Consider the following 19,273-nt stretch of genomic DNA (forward strand, 5'->3'; position numbering starts at 1 on the left):
TATTTGGTAGTAAATTTACTTGTAATTTAAGTATAATTATTCCAAATTCACCCTATATGCAAGTCAAAATAGATACCAAAGAGAAATTTCACGTCATCACGCCAATTGAGACTGCATTAACTGCTACTATGACAGATGATATGGAGGCGGCGTTGCTTCCTTTTTTGCAAAACGATGTGAAAAATGTGGTATTAGATCTACAGCAGGTACAGGGTGTAGATACCGCCGCTGCTGCAAAGTTGCTGCAAATACAGCAAAAATTCTATGAAAATAACGCCTCCTTCGTTTCCTGCAATATACAAAAAAATGTAAACGCATTTTTGGCAGACAGCGAACTGGACGATTTGTTAAATATAGCGCCTACCGAAAGCGAAGCATGGGATATTGTGCAAATGGAGGAAATAGAGCGGGACCTGCTGGACACAGAAGATATTGAGTTCAGCGAAACTGATGAGTAAACAAATAAAAAACAAAAAGGTTTAAAAATGTTGGGCGTAATCATACTGGGGAACAATTCTGCCGTACCAGCGTTTGACCGGCATCCGACCAGCCAGTTGCTGACCATGCCAAACCGGAAATTTCTGATCGATTGCGGGGAAGGTACCCAGATACAGCTGATCCGGTACAAGATCCGCCGCAGCCGTATTTCGCATATCTTTATCTCCCACCTTCATGGCGACCATTATTTTGGACTGGCTGGGTTGCTCAATTCTTTTTCCCTGCTGGGCCGGCAACAGGAACTGCATGTAAGCGGCCCCGCAGGATTGCAGGAGATCCTGGAAATGCAGTTCAGGGCAGCTCATACAGAAATGGCTTATCCTCTCTATTTTCATACTATCCGGCAGGCAGGATACCTGATGACCGTTGACGATGTGGAGATCAGTTGTTTTAAAACCGATCACCGCATAGAATGTTATGGTTTTGTATTCCGCGAAAAGAAAAACCCCAGAAGCATTGACCCCGAAGCCGTAAAAAAGCACAATATCCAATACAGCTGGTTTGAAACCCTGCAACAGGGCAAGGATTATAAAGCACCGGACGGAAGTATTATAAGAAATGAGTTGCTCACTTTTGAAGCGCCCAAAGGAAAAACCTACGCATTTTGTGCAGATACCAAATATGATGAGTCTTTTATACCAGACATCAAAGATGCGGATATGATCTATCATGAAACCACTTACCTTGAGAATTTTAGGGACCAGGCAGTAAAACGCTTTCATTCTACCAGCAAACAGGCAGCTTTGATCGCACAAAAGGCCCATGTAAAAAAATTGCTGATCGGGCACTTCAGCAGCCGCTATGATGAACTGGACGATTTTCAGAAGGAAGCCCGCGAAATTTTTCCCAATACAGACCTGGCACTGGAAGGCGTTTGCTACAGGATGCCGTGAGAGCATTGGGTTATCAGTTCCCAGATTTCAATATTCAGTCCAATGACTATCGGAATCAACTCCCAGCTATCAACATCCGATATGTAGTTTTATGTGATCTGTTTGTAGCAGGATAAGGCCTCACTGGTCTTACATAAACAGAGCGATCAAAAGGATTGCGCAAGACAGAACAAGTAACCCTGATTTTTTTTTACATTTACCTGAATTGTATTACAAGTGTGTATGCTGACTGACCTTATAATAAAAATGCTATGATATGGAAAACAGGTTAATAATAACAGATGAACTGCTGCTTTCAAAAATATTACATATACGGAACAAGCGGATAATGATTGATCGTGATCTGGCTGAATTATATGGAGTGCCTGCCAACCGGCTAAACGAACAGGTAAAACGAATAGTAAACGTTTTCCTGCCGACTTTATATTTCAACTGACACCGCAGGAAAAGATCGGGGTGGTCGCATTTTGCGACCACCTCAAAACACTGAAATATTCACCGAAATTGCCTTATGTTTTTTCCGGGCATGGGGCGGTAATGTTAGCAAGCCTGCCAAATAGTGAAAGAACTATTGAAGTGGATGCACGCATTGTAAAATTATTTAATGCAATGCGGGAGGTGCTGCACACTAATCAGGAATTATTATTAACACCGAAAAAAATAGACAAAAATCTACAGGCGCAAGGTTTTTCTTTAAAACAATATGATGAAGAAATAGCTGCGCTGTTTGAGCTGATCAGCCAGCTGCGCAAAGAAAACGAGATACCCCGACCTCATCAACCTGTTGGGTTTAAAACAAAAATTACCGGCAAATAATTTTTTCAAATGCCCGGTTCCATGTCCGTATAAGACCACCACAATCAATTAAGGTCTCTCTGGTCACACATACAGGCATAGCGCTTTCTCTAAGCTGTGGGAAAGATGATTACATACTACTTACTGCCATATTACCTGTTGTCAATCCCTGCGTATTTCATCACCAGTATAAAGCAAGTTAACTTTCCATTCTTAATTAAAATATTGAAACAACGTTGCATTTTATCAAATTATATTATATTTGCAACAATGTTGCAATAAAAAACAATCATTTCATGATTCCCCAGACATTTGAGCAATGGCGTCGCTGCATCGTAAACGACTGCGGCATTAACCTGACCAGAGAGTTTGCTCAGCGTAGGCTTAGCATTTATCAGGACGATAAAAATCCGGAAACTCAAAAATTTGTCCATCGTTACGGACAAATACATTTAGAAAATATCATCAAATGGCTTAAAAAAATATGATCACTGAAAAAAAACTGCCCGTAACGGTTTTAAGCGGGTTCCTGGGTGCAGGAAAAACCACCCTGCTCAACCATGTGCTGCATAATAAAGAAGGAATGAAGGTGGCCGTTATTGTAAATGATATGAGCGAGGTAAACGTGGATGCCCGGCTGGTAGAAAATGAGAACGTACTGTCCCGTACCGAAGAGAAATTAGTGGAAATGAGCAACGGCTGTATCTGCTGCACGCTGCGGGAAGACCTGATGAAGGAAGTAGAACGGTTGGCAAATGAGAAGCGCTTTGATTATCTCCTCATTGAAAGCACGGGCATCAGCGAGCCGGTACCCGTGGCGCAGACCTTTTCGTATGTAGATGATGAGAATGGCATCGACCTGTCGCGGTTCAGCTATATTGATACAATGGTTACCGTGGTAGATTGTTATAACTTCTTCAAAGATTTTGGCACGAACGAATTGCTGATGGACAGAAACCTCACAAATATGGAAGGCGATGATCGCACCATTGTCAACCTGTTGACGGACCAGATCGAGTTTGCCAATGTGATCATCCTGAATAAAACAGACCTGGTTACTGCAAAAACAGTAGGATTATTAAAAGCAGCTATTTATAAATTAAATCCAGGTGCTAAAATTCTTGAGTCGTCATTTGGCAAAGTTGCCCCCAAAGAAATTCTGAATACCCGGCTTTTTAATTTCGGGGAAGCGGAAACATCAGCAGGCTGGCAAAAAGAACTGGAGGCAGAAGGCCATACGCCCGAAACAGAAGAATACGGCATCAGTTCCTTTGTTTTCCGGAATCAAAAACCCTTTCATCCCGAACGTTTCTGGAACTACCTGAGTACGGCATATCCGCAAGGTATTATACGTGCCAAGGGGCTATTCTGGCTGGCTTCCCGGCCCAATGATGCTATCAGTTTTTCACAGGCAGGCGGTTCCTCCCGGCTTGAAAGAGCAGGAGTATGGTGGTGCAGCATGCCTTATGGTGAACGGATCCGCTATCCCTCTTACACATATAACAAGGACGTAATTGAAGGCCGCTGGAGTAAAAAATGGGGGGACCGGATGAATGAGCTGGTATTCATCGGGCAGGACATTGAGAAAGAAAAAATGATTGCCGACCTGGAGAACTGCCTGTTGCAGGATGAAGAGCAGTACCTGTTTGATTACAAAATAAGATTTAAAGATCCTTTTCCCAGGGATATATGATGATTACCACCAGCACCCGGAGCGGCGGCGCTGCTACAGGTACTGTATCTGTTAACAAAAAAAGCAACATAATGAGCAATCAAAAAATACACCCCTCAGCAAAGCCGGTTACCATCGTTTCAGGTTTTCTTGGCGCGGGAAAAACAACCTTTCTGAACGCGTTGATTGCTTTTTATCGTGCAAACGGTAAAAAGCTGCTGGTTATTGAAAACGAGTTCGGGGAACAAAGTATTGACGGAGAACTGATCGTTGATGCCGGCAGTGATATTTTTGAATTCAGCAACGGATGCTTTTGCTGTAACCTTAATGAGGAACTCTATGACCTGCTGCGGGAACTGTGGCAGCGGGGCAATACCTTTGATGAACTGATCATAGAGACCACCGGCATTGCGGATCCTGCAACCGTAGCTGTGCCCTTTTTAACCGATCCGTCCATTAACCGGTATTACCGGCTGGAGCGGGTCATTGGCGTGGCAGACGCCTGCCTGATAGAGGCCACCCTGGCCCAGGCAAAAGAAGCCGGCCGGCAGATCAGCTTCAGCGATATTTTACTGGTTACAAAAACGGATAGGGTCACACAGGAACAAACATCGGATGTAATGAAATTATTACAGCATATTAACCCATTTGCAAAAATCCTTACTGGTAATAAAACATCCGGATATCCGTTGCAGGAGATCTCCGGTTTTATTCGTACTGAACCCACAACAACAGCACCCCCGGAAACAGCACCAGATCACGGGCATCATCATGAACACCATCATCACCATGATCACCATGATATTACATCCCTGAGCTTTGTATTTGCAGATCCTATTGATGTTGAAAAGCTGGAATACCGTTTAATGCTGATGCTGACCCTCCAATCCGAAAATATTTATCGTGTAAAAGGCATCATTGACGCAGGAAATAAAAAGATAATATTGCAATCCGTGGCTCATTACCTGGCAATAACAGAGGGCAAGGACTGGCTACCGGGAGAAGAGCGCAAAAGCAGGATCGTATTTATCGGCAAGGGGTTAAAAGCAGCCGTGTTTGAAAAAATCCTTGAACAGTGTATCCGTAAAGCCGCACCGCTTAAAAAACAAAGCTGAATACGCCTGTCTCAGTTAACGCGATAAACAGCTTTTAAAAAATAATCTATATGGGTAGTCCTGTTTTTTCATACATTCACTGGCATCCGGATCCGGAGCTGTTCCGTATCGGCGGCCTGGGTGTGCGTTACTATTCGCTCCTGTTTGCTGCAGGCATCATCATAGCTTATCTTCTGCTGAAAAAGAGCCTCCTGCAACAAAAAATACCTGTGGCCGTTCTGGACAAACTGCTGATCTACGTGGTCATTGGCACGTTCCTGGGAGCACGGCTGGGGCATTGTTTATTTTATGAACCGGGCTATTACCTCCACCATCCCCTGGAAATTTTCATTCCCTGGAGCAGCACAACGGAGGGCATCCGGTTCACCGGCTACCAGGGGCTGGCCAGTCACGGAGCCGCATTGGGCATATTGCTGTCTGCCTGGATCTATGCCCGGAAATATCATTTTCCCTATATGGTTATTCTTGATACCATTGCTCCTTATATTCCGCTTGCCGGTGCAGTTATACGGCTGGGCAACCTGTTTAATTCCGAGATCATCGGACGGCCAACGCGTGTTCCCTGGGCTTTCGTGTTTGACCGGGTTGATCAGGTGCCCAGGCACCCGGCACAGCTTTATGAATCCATTTGTTACTTCGCACTGTTTCTCTTCTTATACCGGTATTCTCTCAGAAAAAAAACAACACAACAAAAAGGGCTGCTCTTTAGCCTGTTGCTGACAATACTGTTCTCGATCCGTTTTTTGCTGGAGTTCTTTAAGGCCGATCAGGAGGCTTTTGAAGCCGGCATGCTCATCAATATGGGGCAGCTCCTTAGCCTGCCGCTGATTGCAGCCGGGATAATATTACTTTTTCAAAGAAAAAAATTATTTGGAGCATAGGCGTCCGCCGTTGTTAAAGCTGTGGCTGCCCAGAACAGTCGCCTCGCAAAAGCCCCACACAGCAGGCACGTGATGCAGATCCATGACGGCCGCTAATCATTCATGAGATCAGGAGCATGCTGACAAAAAGAAAAAAGCAGTAATACGGATCACATTTATTGCTCCCCCAGCTTCCTGAATTGACCTGCCGGTATCTTGGTACTGAACACATCCATTATAAATAAAGCGTTTACTAAAATGCTTCTTTCGTAAAATTAAAAACGGAGGCCCGGGGGATCATCCGAAAGCAAAGTACTGATAATAAAAAAGTTGGATCATTGACCCAACTTCTTCATCATTTTGCCGGTTTAAACCGGCTGAATTAATAAACTTCTATTTTTTTAGGCGCTTTCCTTTTGGCCTCTTCTTTTTTGGGAACCGTTAAATGTAAAACCCCGTTTTCATATTTTGCCTGTATGCTTTCTTCATCTACCACATCCTTTGGTAATTCAAAACTACGCTGGAAGGATTGGTAGCTGAACTCTCTGCGGGTGTAGTTTTCATTTTTTTCTTCGTTATCTGCCTGCTTTTCCGAAGAAATTGTCAGCAGATTTCCATCCAGCGTAACGCGAAAATCATTTTTGTCCATTCCTGGCGCTGCAACCTCTACTTCAAAATTGTCATCCGTTTCTTTTACGTTTACTGACGGCAACGTTGTTTGAGTTGAAGAGAAATTTTTATTACCCCAATTAAAAAGATCACGGCTCCAGAAATCATCAAACCAGCCGGAGAAACCAGGTAACATTTCTTTGTTCCCGTTCCATTTGATAAGAGACATAATCACCTCCTTTTTTTTAAATGGTTAATAAAATAAAACTGTTCCGGGCTGTTTTTTCAGCCCTTTTATACATAAAAACAAAACCTTTGCCAGTAAAAAAACGAATGATTTTTTTTCAGCTCTTCTGAAAATTTTTCAGTTTTTATGACATGATGTATCCGTTGCGGCTGCATTTTGTATAGCGGGCACAACGCTGTTTGTCAAAACTGTTTTTGCATGAATATTGAGGGCATATCTAATACTGCAGCTTATATATTATAAAAGAAATTAACAGAGCCTATGTCTTATAAAATTGCCGTTTTATCGCCGGTAGCCTGGCGAACCCCTCCCCGTCATTATGGCCCCTGGGAACAGGTGGCTTCCAACATTGCCGAAGGGCTGGTTGAAAAAGGATGGGATGTTACCCTGTTCGCTACGCAGGATTCCTTTACCAAAGGCCGGCTGGAAGCGGTCATTCCTGCAGGATATGAAGAAGATAATGAAGCAGACGCTAAAGTAGCAGAGTGCCTTCACATCAGCTACCTGATGGAGCAGGCTGATACTTTTGACCTGATCCATAATCATTTTGACTTTTTGCCGCTTACTTATACAGGCTTTATTAAAACACCGGTAATAACCACCATACACGGCTTTTCATCTTTCAGGATCATCCCTGTTTACAAAAAATACAATACCGGTAACAACTATTATGTTTCCATCAGTAATGCTGACCGGCATCCGGAGCTTACTTATACAGCTACCGTTTATAACGGAATTGACAGCCATGATTTCAGCTTTAATGAAACGCCGGAAAATTACCTGTTATATTTTGGGAGGATCCATCCGGATAAAGGCACTTTTGAAGCGATCCAGATCGCCAAAAAAGCAGGCTGGCAATTGCTGATCAGCGGCATTATCCAGGATGAACGCTACTTTGATGAAAAGGTGGCGCCCTGGATCAACCAGGATGACATCCTCTATATGGGTGTTGCAGGCCCGCACCAGCGCAATCAGCTTCTGGGCCATGCAGCGGCTTTACTGCATCCCATCCGGTTCCATGAGCCGTTCGGGCTAAGTGTTGCTGAAGCCCAGTTTTGTGGTACACCTGTTATTGCGTTTAACAAGGGTTCCATGCCGGAGCTAATTGTTCCTGCCAAAACCGGCTTCCTGGTCAGCAATATTGAAGAGGCTGCGCTAGCAGTGGCTGATCTGCCACGCATTCATCGCAGGCACTGCAGGGAATGGGCTGTAAAAAATTTCAGCAAGGAAAAAATGGTGGATGATTATATAGCTGTATATAAAACCATCTTGGAAAATCCCTGAGTTCCAGCAGAACAAAATCAGGTATTTACAGGATTTATCCGGTAAGTTCATCCAGCAGCGCATTCAGATCCACTGTTGCAAAAGAGCTGGCATAATCGCTCATGGAATAAGGAATGATCAGCATACCATTGTGCACAAATACCCCGCAGGTATACACCACGTTAGGTACATACCCCGCGCTTTCCTGTTCAAAAGGCAACAGCAGCGGCTCTTTTAAACGCCCAATAATTTTTCCCGGATCCTCAAGATCAAGCAAACACGCGCTCAGGCAATACTTCCTTACAGGCCCTACTCCGTGAGTGATCATCAGCCATCCTCTTGGCGTTTCAACAGGAGAGCCGCCATTGCCCAACTGCACCAGCTCCCAGGGGTATACGGGCTCCTGCAATAGCCGGGCATACTCCCACCTGTTCAGGCTGTCGGAATACATCAGGTAATTCCTGAACCCGTCAATCCTGCTGATCATGGCATACCTGCCGTTGATCTTACGGGGAAAAAGCGCCATGTTTTTTCCTATGGCATTGCTTCCGTGCAACGGAAAGATCTTAAATGTATAGAAGTCTTTTGTTTCAATAAGCTTGGGCAGGATTGTATAGCCATCATAAGCCGTATAGGTGCCATAATAAACTGTCTCCCCTGTATCCTTTTTAAACCGTACAAAACGGGCATCTTCAATACCGTTGCGCTCAAATTTTGAGATAGGGAAGATCACCCTTTCTGCCAGGTCTGTATCCAAAGAAAATTTGATCTCAGTATAGGAATCTGCCAGCCATAAAATTTCTTCGATGGCTTTTTTTTGTTCCAGCAGTAAGCATCCTTCCCTTTCCTGCATGGCTTTAACAACTTCACGGATCTGGTCATAAATGAATTCAGCCGGAAGCTGGCTCAGTACCAGCTCGTAGAATTCCGGGGCAATGCCCATTTCGTTCAGCTTACTGACAAAGGTTTCCTTGTGGTATATATGGTTTTTAATCACTGCTGCTTCTGCCACATGAGCTCCTGGTCTTTGCAGCAGGATCTCATTATTTTCTGTAATAACAGCCCTTCTGAAAACCAGGGAAGAAATATGGCCCTCTCCCGTAGCCCGCAGACTTACGATCACTCTTACCTGGCCCTGCTGCAAACCGCTCTGATCGGGATCTTCCACAATGGAAGGATTGAAAAGAGCCGCGGATTCAACCGCATATTCCATAGTAAAATAGGCGCCGATCAGCAGCTTTCTCCACTCAGACAGGCTTCCCTCCTGCTTCAGCTTTTTAACAAGGTGCTTTACATTATTATAATTTTTTTTATAAATGGCGGTCACACTTCTGTACTTATTGGAAAACTCCCTGAGTATGGGATGAAGCGTTGCATGCACCTGCTCTTCAGACATGGACATCACCTGGCTGATCAGCCGTGCAGCCCGTTCTTCTGCGGGAAAAAAATACCGAGCGATCACCCGGTTGCTGTCCGGGTAAATGGCTGGCCCCTTTCTTATAACATTCAACTGCATTCTATACAATTTTTTTGCTGCCCTGTCAGCTCTTTGATCCGTTCACTTCAGCCCCGCCATCAATTGGCAGCAGCAATATCCGCAAAATCCTGCTGCATTAATGAAAAGCTGCCGCCGCCCTGGCTGGCATACCGGTAATAAGGCGCTGCTGTTAAGCGGGCGATCAGGTGGCAAACTGTAGATTCGGCTCCCTGGTTCAGGTTTACTCCTTTTTCTTCCAGGCCGTCAAAGCAACCACCCGTAGCGGGATTATAAATGATCCGGTTCAGATGATTGCGCCCCAGGAACCATTCATACGCCTGCCTTATTTTCTGCGCATAGCGCTCCTCTTTGTATACTGCATAGAACTGATCCAATGCCACGATGGTATAGGCTACATCTATCGGCTGTTCTCCATACCGCGCAGCTTCTGCATCCTTATGCAGCCAGCCTTTATTGGAAATGACCTGTATCTGTCCGCCCGCAAAAATCTTTGACAGCAGAAAGTCGAAGCTTTCTTTTGCGATGCTTTTATACAAGGGCCGTTTTGTAGCCCGGTATGCCATGAGCAACGCCTCCGGCAACACACTGTTTGCATATGTTAAATAAGGCTCAAACCAATGCCATTTTTTATCGGCATGCAACTGGTATGAGCGCACCAGCTTTTCGCCCAGGTGCTCAAAAAGCCATAACAGTTTATAAGACGGATCGCCCTGGGTATAATAAAACAATCCCTTTATTGAGAAAGCGATTGCCCGCGGCGATTGCATCAGCTCCAGCTTCGGAAACGTTTTTTCCAGTAATGCTGTTGCCAGGCAAACAGATGCATCCGGCAGCACCTGCTTCATACCGGCTACATAACCCAATGCCCATACGGCACGCCCGTTGGCATCTTCCAGGTTTACCTGCTCATTTTCCTCTGTAAAGGCACCGGTCTCATTCCTGTAGTTTAAGAACCGGCCATCAGCCAGCTGACAATCCTTAATAAAATTAAGATAGCGGTTCATCAGTTTCAGCAGTTCATCAGCGGGAATCTGCTGATACAGCATACTTACTGCTATCAGTGCCCGGGCATTATCATCCAGGGTATACCCGGAAGAAAGATCCGGCTCCTGCAAATGCGCAAACTGAACCATTCCTCTGTCAGTGGTCATTTTTTTAAGATGCGCCATCTGAACGGGTGGCAGCGCATAAGGGAACAGGACCGGCTGTTGCTGCAATATCTCCAGCAGGGCCATGTAGCGGTTGGCAACGTTTTCCCAGGCTGTACTGGCCATTGTTTCCATTGCTTTCCCGCTAAGGCTTTTCCTGAATTCCGGATCATCCAGGTAACGCAATACCTGCGCAGCCAGGGAATCTGCGTTTTCAAAATCAAAGAGCAGTCCGCTACCGTTTTCCAGCAGTTCACTGGCATGGGGAATGGGCGTGGATACAATAGCGCAGCCTGCGCTGAGGGCATAAGAGAAGGTGCCGCTTACAGCCTGTACCGGGTCTTTAGAAGTAAACAAATAAATATCTGTAGCCTGCAGGTACTCCAGCATTTCTTCCAGTGTAAGGTAGCGGTTCACAAACCGTACATGGTTCTCCAGGTGATAGTCCTGCACCAGTTGCAAGAGCTCTTCCCTGTATGATTCACCCTCTGCCTTCACCACGCAGGGATGGGTGCGCCCCAATACCAGAAAGATCACTTCAGGATATTTTTGTACGATGGTGCGCAACGCCTTCAGCGATGTTTCAATATTTTTATTCCTGCTGATCAGGCCAAAGGTGCTCAGTACTGTCCTATGCTGTAATCCATATTTTTCTTTCAGTACCTCTTTTGGTTGCGGCTGGATCAGATGCGTGCCATGTGGAATCACTGCTATTTTGGATGTATTAATTCCATACGTTGTTTGCAACAGGCCAGCTGAATGCTTTGTCATGACAATTACGCGGTCTACAAACTTTGCCAGCGCACTGACTTTTTCTTTCAGCAGCGCATCGGGGGCAGGCAGCACTGTATGCATTACCAGAACCACGGGTTTATTGATGGATCGAAGCATGCTGATAAAATCTGTATGGCGGCGGTTATCAAACAGCCCGAATTCATGTTGCAGAATCAGTGCCCGTGCATAAGGGTCATTATTAATCTGCACAGCAAGCTGCTGGTAATCTGTTGGTTCGTGGCTGTCAAATACAAAGGCTACTTCCCGGGGATAAGTGTGTTGTTTACCGTCATCAATGGCAGCAATCCTGAATTGCACTGAACTGCCGAACATCCGTTCCACTGCCTGCTTCAGGTCCATAGAAAACGTAGCAATGCCACATTCCCGCGGCGGGTAAGACGTCAGCATCCAGATATGATTATGGGACGGCTCTTTTACATCATAACCGTCGAACCTTACAGGATCTGATGTAACAACGCCTGGTTTCAGAGGTCTGCTCTCTCCTTTACGAAACAGGAGATCAATTTTTGAGAATGGGTTTTCAAGCACTCGCATTGTTCAATTATTTTTAAAAGTTTACAACTCATTATTTAAATAATCACAATACAAATTATAAATGCTATGACCACCGGTTTATCCTGCCATTTCCGGCAGGTAAGCAGCCGGTTGGTTTAAAGCAGATGGATTTCTGTTTGAAAATCAAACAGAAATCATTTTGGACGCTTTGTTCCGTATTCCGGAACAGCAGTAATTTTACAGCCAGATGCCAATCATGAATTTTCCTTTACATTTGCGAAACCGGCTGCGAAACATATAACAATTAAAAACACAGTTTGTTTGATGGAATAAACATCAACCACAGTGCCAATTCTATTTAGGACTGACAAAATTTCTTGTCTCAATAAAATATAAAAATCAAGGTTATGGGTTCCCGGACAATTCATTCATGATAAATCTAAGATCGCTTATTTTGCCCTGGTAACTTTGCAGCCTGCCGGCAGCTTCCTTTCCCTGTAACTTTCCGCAGGTTACATATCCTGCTTTTATTTTGGTAAGATCCTTATTCAGTTTCCTGCTCAATACCATTTTATGATCAAACTGAATATCCAGATCGCCCTGCGCAGAAAGCCGTAATACTAAATGCCCGCTGCCGGATGGGAGTGAGGCGCTTTCCCATATGCTGCTGTCTGCAAGCAGTACGCCAATCTTTCCCGCATAAGCAAACAGCTTAAAATTATTAAAGTAATCACAAACAACACCTCCTTTGTCTATACCCTCCAGGTAAGCCGCAATATAGAGCGTGTCCGGATTCCACAATTTCTTATTAAAGGAAAGACCGGAAGCACTTTTATTTTGCCTGATCGTATAGCTTTTATCAGCAAACTCCGGTAAAGGGCCTTCCAGTATCATTTCATCAGTTTCTCCCTGCTTCAGTAATTCCTTTTTCAATAATGCGCGCTTTTCTTTCAGAATGTCTTTAAAGGCCGGGACATCAGCCAGGTTTTGAAACTCTTCCCGATCCCGGTTTACATTAAACAGTTCCTCAGGAGGGCGATAGCTATACCGGTTCAGCAAAAATTTAGTATGGCTGTTTTGCCGGGCATCTTCGACCCAGGAATCAAAATAGAACTCATTCCGCTCCACCTTATCAATATGGGTAATAAAGCGCTCGCCTGGATGATAATTTTTAATATAATGCCATCCATCAGCCGTAATAACGGAACGCGCCGGAGTATAATTATACCAGTAATGCGGTTCTACAGAGGTTTCTGCGAAAATATAAGCATGATGCTGTTTTTTATTTTTGACCAGCACGTCCTTGAAAGAGCTTCCATCAAGACTGTCAACAGGCGCGCCTCCGCCAATATCTATAAACGTTGGCGTAAGATCTGCCAGCGAAACCAACGCATCAGATACAGCACCGGAAGGCACGTGACCTGGCCAGCGTACCACCAGCGGCACTCTGAGCCCTTTATCATATACCGTCCATTTTGCGGAAGGGAACTGGGCGCCCTGGTCGGCAGTTAACATTAGTACGGTATTATTGGTCTGCCCCGCCTGGTCAACAGCCTGCAGCACTTCTCCTAACATTTTGTCTGCGGCACGGATGCTCTGGTAATAGGAAGCAAGCGCACCACGCGTTTCCTTTGTATCTGCCAGGTACGAAGGCATCTTCATTTTTTGCGGATCAAAATCTTTGTGGGGGAACCAGGGCACATGCGGAAGCCATGGCGCTACGATTAAACAGATGGGCTGCTGTGGGCGCGATTGGAAATGCTCCCGTATCATGCGCACGGTTTCTTTTTTCCGGTCTATCCTGTTTTCTATAGGCTCGTACCTGCCAAACTCCTCACCAGTTACTTCAAACGGAAAATTATCCCGGGGGCTTACATCAATTTTACCGGAAATGACCACTCGGTACCCCAGGCTTTTTAAAAAATCCGGCAGGTTGGGCACTCCGGGGCGCACGGTAAAATGATTCATCTGGCATCCGTTTCTAAAAGGATAGAGCCCTGTGAAGATCGCGCTCCTGGAAGGTGTGCACATCGGAGATGCGGCATAGGCCCTGGTAAAGCGCATGCCCTGCGCTGCCAGCAGGTCCATATTAGGTGTCTGAACATCTTTGTTGCCATAGCATCCTACGTCCTGCTGGTTCAGGTCATCAGCAATAAACAAGATGATGCTGGGCTTTTTCTGTGCAGCAGAAAGGACGGCACTCAAACAGCAACCCAACATTGCAATAATCCTGATCATCATTTGCCTGAAGGGGTATTCTGACAAGCAGACGTTTGCAAAACATCTCATCTTTTATCCATTTTAAGGTCGTTAGCCCATAAGGTCATAACGGTATCAATCAGTACAGGCAATTTACACACAATAACCTATACAATCGTATCATTTTATCGCTCTTTTGTCTTACCCGCTGCAAAAGCCTTATCAATACCGGCAGCATTGGGGCCGACCAAAAAGTCCCTTTTGTCATGCTGAATTTAGCATCTAAAATAGCGATTGCCTGTCAATAGATTCTGAAACAAGTTCAGAACGACAATCTACTATAGACAGACTTTTTGGTCACACCCATAATAACACCGATGATCCTCTTGCTACATGAGCCTGCCTGATCCTGTATTATCTGTATTTCAGGCTGCCATGCGTGCAGCGCCCGCCCATCAACTGTTCAGGATCCGGCAACCAGGGTTGCGATCCAAAGCCAACTTATTGATCCACCTCCACGTTCATGCCCGCTTTTACCAAAGCGAGGTCTGCCGAATTATTTTTTTCCGTAAATTCAATGCGTACCGGAATGCGTTGCTGCACTTTTACAAAATTGCCGGTGGAATTATCTACCGGTACAGCGGAGTACCGGCTTCCGGTCGCTTCTGAGATAGCTGTTACCCTTCCTTCAAATCTTTTCCCGGGCAACGCATCAATACGCAACTGCAGCAACTGGCCCTGCTTTATTTTAGAGATCTGGCTTTCCGTATAATTAGCAGTTACCCATTTTTCCCCGGACTGAACAATTGTTCCTAAGATCTGACCAACGCTTATTAACTGGCCCGTGGCTATTTTACGCCGGCCCATAACACCATCATAGGGCGCAACAATATAACAATAAGAAAGATTCAGCTTTGCCTGGGCAATGGCCGCCTGAGCAAGGGCGATATCTGCCTCTGATACATTTATTTTCCTGGAAGTCGCGGTAGAAGTAAGTTGGGTAGAGCGGTACTGGCTCAGTAAAGACTGGTATTTTGCCTTCATGGCATCATATTCGGTTTTTACCTGGTCATACTGGTATTGAGATACCACATCTTCTTTTAGCAGGTTCGCATATCGTTTTAAATTCACTTCCTGATTATCCAGCCGGGCCTTTAACTCTGCCAGGTTTGCTTCAGAAATGCTGGTGCCTGCCTGTGCAACATCCACGTCTGACTGAACCACTGTTTTTCCGGCCCTGGCTGCGGCAAGATTGGCAACGGCCTTATCCAGCTGGATCCTGTATTCCGCGTCATCAATCACAGCAAGAGTGTCTCCTTTCTTCACCGGCTGGTGCTCCTCAAAACGAATCTCTTTCAGATACCCGGAGATCCGGGCGTTTACAGGATTTACGTTTTCTTCTACCTGTGCATCATCCGTATACACTTTATCATTGATATGAAAATAGGTGATCAATCCCCAAACAATAAGAGCCGTTAAAATAAGACCGTAAATAATATTGTAAATGATCTTTGTTCTTTTGCCGCTTTTTTCTTTTGCAACAGGCATGATTCAGTTCTTTATAGTATAAAAATAAAATTATTCATTGGTAAAAGCAGCCGTCTTTCCCTGCAATGAAGGCCAGTTTCCGGATTGTTTTAGTAAGCGATAATACTGGTATACAATATTTACCTGGGCATTGCTCAGTTGCAGCTGGGCTGATAGCAGGGCGGTGCTGGCATCCACCATATCTGTCATAATTGCCAGGCGGTTGATGTATTTCTGCAGCATTATGTTGTAATTATCTTTTGCAAGCGCATAGCTTTCTTTTGATGACTCCCATTTTTCAATGCTCTCTTTATATTTTACCCCGGCTTCATGTAGTTGCACGTCCATTGTTTCCTGCACCGTTTCCTGGTTCAGTGCTGCAAGGCGGGTTTCCAGATCTGCTTTCTGGATATGGCGGCCCAGCTTATAGAGGGAAGAAATATTGTATTTCAACTTTATACCTGCCGAAGCATAATGCATATAGATATCCAAAGGTGGTATAGAGTAAAGAAAAGGCCTGCTGACCCCATCGGAGGCATATAATGAAATAACGGGCAGCTTTTCAGCCCTGGTAAGTTTAAGGTCTTTTTCCGCGATCTCTTTTTGAAGCTTTGCCAACTGCATTTCAGGCATTCCTGTAATATTGAGCTGTTCTGCAGGGCTATCCGTTCTATGAAGTTCCCCGAAATGATAAAGCATTGTATCTACCTGGATAACCGTACCCTCCGGCAATCCTAATGTTTGCGTCAGCTCATGATTGGTGATATCTATACTGTTGGCCAGCTCTTTCACATTCAGGTTCAGGTTGGTGATCTGCAGCTGATTGCGCACAATATCATTATGGGTAACCATTCCTTCCCTGTAAAGTGCTTCTGCATTTTTCATCCGGACCTGTGCCAACGCCAGGTTCTGCTCGTACACTTTTTTCTGGTTATACAAAGTCAGCAGGTCAAGATATTTAGCCAGTATCAGCAGCTGGATATCTGCTTTATTTTTTTGATAATCCAGTTGCGCCACCAGTTCCTGCAACTTTGCTTTTTCAATGTTTTCCGTAATGGCTTTTCCCTTAAACACCGTCCACCCGGCCTCAACAGAAAGCGCATTGCTGATGTGGGGAAGACCGATCGTTTCCATATAATTAAACCGGTTATCCCATACATGCGCATTGGAAAGATATCCCAGCGAGCCCTCTGCCCCTGCTTCCGGAAGCCGCTCCTGCCGGGCAATTGCCGTATTTATGGCTGCCACGTGAATCAGGTCTTTTGCGTATTGCAGCTTCTTGTGGTTCTGCTCTGTTAAACGGAACAAAGAGTCTATAGTAACAACGGATGACTGGGCCCCTGATTGTTGGGCTATACAGCAGGATACCGTAAAAAAGAACCCTGCCAACAGCAATTGATAACGGATCATTTTTTGCATCATTAACCTTTAAAAGTTGTTAAAGAATATTGATTCTTTGCTTTTTCATAATGAACGTTAAATACCTTAAAGAAAAGGACTGCAATGGCCACGCAAAGACTTACTGCTGCCAGAACATAATAGATGTCCTGCGCTGCCAGTATGATACTTTGTTTATAAATGCCTGCATGCACGGAAGCCGCTGCCAGCCCGGGAGCCGTTGCAGCATCATGTCCTGATGAGGAAAGGGACTTCAGCATTCCCTGCCACAGGGACTGGAAACGCGGATCATCCGGCGTGTACTGGGCGGAGATATAGGTATAGTGGTTTTGCTTGGCCTGGTTATACCGGTCTAACCAGAAGGCCGAGCTAAACGGCGCTGCCAGCACCGACCGGAAAGAAATAGAAAAGAAAGCGCGCGACCGGTTGTCCTGTACCGGTATATTCACCGAAGCATAATAGGACAATGATGTAATGGTAATTCCAAATGCAGCCGCAGACAACATCATAGGTATGAAAAAGGCATTTGTATTTTCTTCCGGGTAAAGGATATGGGCTGTGATAAAATAATACAGGGCAAAAAGAGAAAATCCCAGAAACAACGGACCCCTTGCCTTATGCCGCCGGTGCAGCCATATACCCGTCAGCGGTATACACACCGCATAAGCTACTGCCATAAACAGGTTAGAGGTGGCCGTATATTTATTATCATACCCCAGCACCGTGCGCATGAACTCCGTGGAGATGCTGAAGGTGTTGTAAATAAAAAACAACAGGATCATCATACTAACGCCTAATAAAGCATGACTGTATTTCTGAAGCACCCGCAAATCTACATACGGGCGCTTAGCGCTGAGCATCCGCACGGCCCACATAAGAATAGCAATTACCGCAATGGTAAAGGCCGTTTTTATTTCGTTGCTTTCCAGCCAGCGCAGGCGCTCCCCGTAAATACAACCATAGGACAGGGACAAACCCGCCAGCACCACAAGGGCATACCCGATCCAGTCTACCTGGTATAAGGGGTACTTCCGTGCTTTTCTTTTTCCGTGCATCAGAAACCGTACAATGAGCCAGCTCAGGCAGAGCCCGGGCAATGAGACGATAAACGTATATTTCCAGGGGTGCTGCAACAGGATGACAGCAGTAATATAAGTGCTTACCTGTGTAATAGGGTACGAGAGGCCGTAATACATGCCATACAATAATCCCCTGCTGTTGGTGGGATTAAAGCGTGCCAGGAAGATGCTGATACAATCCATCAGGCAAATGATTTTTACGCTGGACAGCAAAAAATTATTCATAAAAAGCAGGTTATCATTGATGATAAGGGGCGCCAGCACAGACAATACGATTTCTGCCGTTATTCCGGTCAGCAACAATTTTTTTTGCCGGAAATAACGCTGAAAACGGGTAATGACAGGAAATATGGCAGCCCCGGCTATTGAGCCACCATAATAGGCAAACTGGATAAAATCTTTTTCATCACCCAGGTAGGCAGTAATGGAAAGAATAGAGTAAGACGAAATACCGCTTACAAGAATCTGGGAGCATAGCAGTATGAAAATATTTACGTCCCGGCTCCATTTGGGCACCCAGTTATGAAAAACAGATGAGTTCATAGCACTCTTTGAATTATTAGTTAAACAGGAAATAGTTAACCAGTTAACTATTGAAAAAAAAATCAATATTGCTCCAACAATGTATCCAGTACTTCTCTCGCTATCCGCAGTTTTTGTTCGGGAATATTGCTTTCCGGCACCAGAACAGATTTCTGCGCAATTCTCAACACTTTTCCTTTTATAGCATTGGCCCTGGGGGTCAAGAAGATCAGCTTATTCCTTTTATCTGCCTGGTTCATTTCCCGGTACACCAGCCCGCGCCGCTCCAGATGATCAATCAGCTTGGTTAAATTGGCTTTTTCCTTATAGGACATCTCTGCCAGTTCCTGCTGGTTCACCCCGTTCTTTTCCCAGAGGCAACGGAGCACCGAATACATTTCAGCTGTAAGGTCCAACCCCTGCGCATTGAACTCCGCGGTTAATTTTGTGCGGATGACACTATTAAGCTTCCCGATCTTCCTGCTGATCGCCCTGCTGAGGTTATTCAGTATCTCCGATTCTTTCATATCCTAAACTTTATGCAAAGGTATAAATTAGTTTAATAGGAAACTAATTTTATTTTAAGCCCGGAATATACAGCAAAAGCAACCTCCCGTTAAAAAGCGCCTTGCGCTCCAATAACGCCAGAATATTGAATTA

The 19,273-nt window shown here is 45.0% G+C and carries 15 protein-coding genes and 1 pseudogene; 8 read left to right on the forward strand and 8 right to left on the reverse strand.

Going from position 1 to position 19,273, the window contains the following annotated elements; genetic code table 11:
• Positions 1 to 56: 56 nt before the first annotated feature.
• The 7 genes and pseudogenes from A8C56_RS17575 (at position 57) to lgt (ending at position 5,854) form a co-directional block, all read left to right on the forward strand.
• The gene (locus A8C56_RS17575) at positions 57 to 458 is read left to right on the forward strand and encodes an STAS domain-containing protein (protein WP_067758951.1); all 402 of its coding nucleotides are present in this window, start codon (positions 57 to 59) and stop codon (positions 456 to 458) included.
• A 27-nt stretch (positions 459 to 485) separates the two neighbouring features.
• Positions 486 to 1,391 carry a ribonuclease Z gene (locus tag A8C56_RS17580; protein WP_067758954.1) on the forward strand — a complete coding sequence of 302 codons (906 nt, stop codon included), beginning with the start codon at positions 486 to 488 and terminating at the stop codon, positions 1,389 to 1,391.
• A gap of 328 nt (positions 1,392 to 1,719) precedes the next feature.
• A pseudogene (locus A8C56_RS25540) lies at positions 1,720 to 1,880 on the forward strand (ORF6N domain-containing protein); the annotation flags it as partial.
• Between the two features lie 15 nt (positions 1,881 to 1,895).
• On the forward strand, positions 1,896 to 2,207 hold the full coding sequence (locus A8C56_RS23960; RefSeq protein WP_067758959.1) for a hypothetical protein: 312 nt from the start codon (positions 1,896 to 1,898) through the stop codon (positions 2,205 to 2,207).
• A 463-nt stretch (positions 2,208 to 2,670) separates the two neighbouring features.
• Entirely contained in the window at positions 2,671 to 3,879 is a 1,209-nt protein-coding gene (locus A8C56_RS17600; protein WP_067758965.1) for a GTP-binding protein, read from the forward strand.
• Positions 3,880 to 3,950: 71 nt separating this feature from the next.
• A complete protein-coding gene (locus A8C56_RS17605; protein ID WP_067762212.1) occupies positions 3,951 to 4,973 on the forward strand; it encodes a CobW family GTP-binding protein in 1,023 nt (340 codons plus the stop codon).
• Between the two features lie 50 nt (positions 4,974 to 5,023).
• Positions 5,024 to 5,854, forward strand: coding sequence for a prolipoprotein diacylglyceryl transferase (gene lgt, locus A8C56_RS17610; protein ID WP_067758968.1), 831 nt, complete (start codon positions 5,024 to 5,026; stop codon positions 5,852 to 5,854).
• A gap of 361 nt (positions 5,855 to 6,215) precedes the next feature.
• On the opposite strand, the gene A8C56_RS17615 is transcribed toward lgt, so the two are convergent.
• A complete protein-coding gene (locus A8C56_RS17615) occupies positions 6,216 to 6,671 on the reverse strand; it encodes an Hsp20/alpha crystallin family protein (RefSeq protein ID WP_067758971.1) in 456 nt (151 codons plus the stop codon).
• A 279-nt stretch (positions 6,672 to 6,950) separates the two neighbouring features.
• Between A8C56_RS17615 and A8C56_RS17620 the strand changes: the two genes are divergently transcribed.
• Positions 6,951 to 7,973 (forward strand): glycosyltransferase family 4 protein, encoded by a 1,023-nt coding sequence (locus A8C56_RS17620; protein ID WP_067758974.1) that lies wholly within the window; start codon positions 6,951 to 6,953, stop codon positions 7,971 to 7,973.
• A 34-nt stretch (positions 7,974 to 8,007) separates the two neighbouring features.
• Here the strand turns inward: A8C56_RS17620 and A8C56_RS17625 are convergent, their stop codons facing one another.
• The 7 genes from A8C56_RS17625 to A8C56_RS17655 form a co-directional block, all read right to left on the reverse strand.
• Positions 8,008 to 9,468 (reverse strand): glycoside hydrolase family 130 protein, encoded by a 1,461-nt coding sequence (locus tag A8C56_RS17625; RefSeq protein ID WP_067758977.1) that lies wholly within the window; start codon positions 9,466 to 9,468, stop codon positions 8,008 to 8,010.
• 59 nt (positions 9,469 to 9,527) lie between these two features.
• Positions 9,528 to 11,927 carry a glycosyltransferase gene (locus A8C56_RS17630; RefSeq protein ID WP_084490263.1) on the reverse strand — a complete coding sequence of 800 codons (2,400 nt, stop codon included), beginning with the start codon at positions 11,925 to 11,927 and terminating at the stop codon, positions 9,528 to 9,530.
• Positions 11,928 to 12,293: 366 nt separating this feature from the next.
• Positions 12,294 to 14,177: a sulfatase family protein gene (locus tag A8C56_RS17635; protein WP_245645563.1), complete on the reverse strand. Its 1,884-nt coding sequence runs from the start codon at positions 14,175 to 14,177 to the stop codon at positions 12,294 to 12,296.
• A gap of 411 nt (positions 14,178 to 14,588) precedes the next feature.
• On the reverse strand, positions 14,589 to 15,635 hold the full coding sequence (locus A8C56_RS17640; RefSeq protein ID WP_067758986.1) for an HlyD family secretion protein: 1,047 nt from the start codon (positions 15,633 to 15,635) through the stop codon (positions 14,589 to 14,591).
• Between the two features lie 30 nt (positions 15,636 to 15,665).
• Positions 15,666 to 17,024 carry a TolC family protein gene (locus A8C56_RS17645; RefSeq protein ID WP_169818794.1) on the reverse strand — a complete coding sequence of 453 codons (1,359 nt, stop codon included), beginning with the start codon at positions 17,022 to 17,024 and terminating at the stop codon, positions 15,666 to 15,668.
• Between the two features lie 11 nt (positions 17,025 to 17,035).
• The gene (locus A8C56_RS17650; RefSeq protein ID WP_067758992.1) at positions 17,036 to 18,634 is read right to left on the reverse strand and encodes an MFS transporter; all 1,599 of its coding nucleotides are present in this window, start codon (positions 18,632 to 18,634) and stop codon (positions 17,036 to 17,038) included.
• A gap of 62 nt (positions 18,635 to 18,696) precedes the next feature.
• Entirely contained in the window at positions 18,697 to 19,140 is a 444-nt protein-coding gene (locus A8C56_RS17655) for a MarR family winged helix-turn-helix transcriptional regulator (RefSeq protein WP_067758994.1), read from the reverse strand.
• Between the last annotated feature and the right edge of the window lie 133 nt (positions 19,141 to 19,273).

Origin of the sequence: Niabella ginsenosidivorans, from assembly GCF_001654455.1 — a bacterium.
In the GTDB taxonomy this organism is placed as follows: Bacteria; Bacteroidota; Bacteroidia; order Chitinophagales; family Chitinophagaceae; genus Niabella; species Niabella ginsenosidivorans.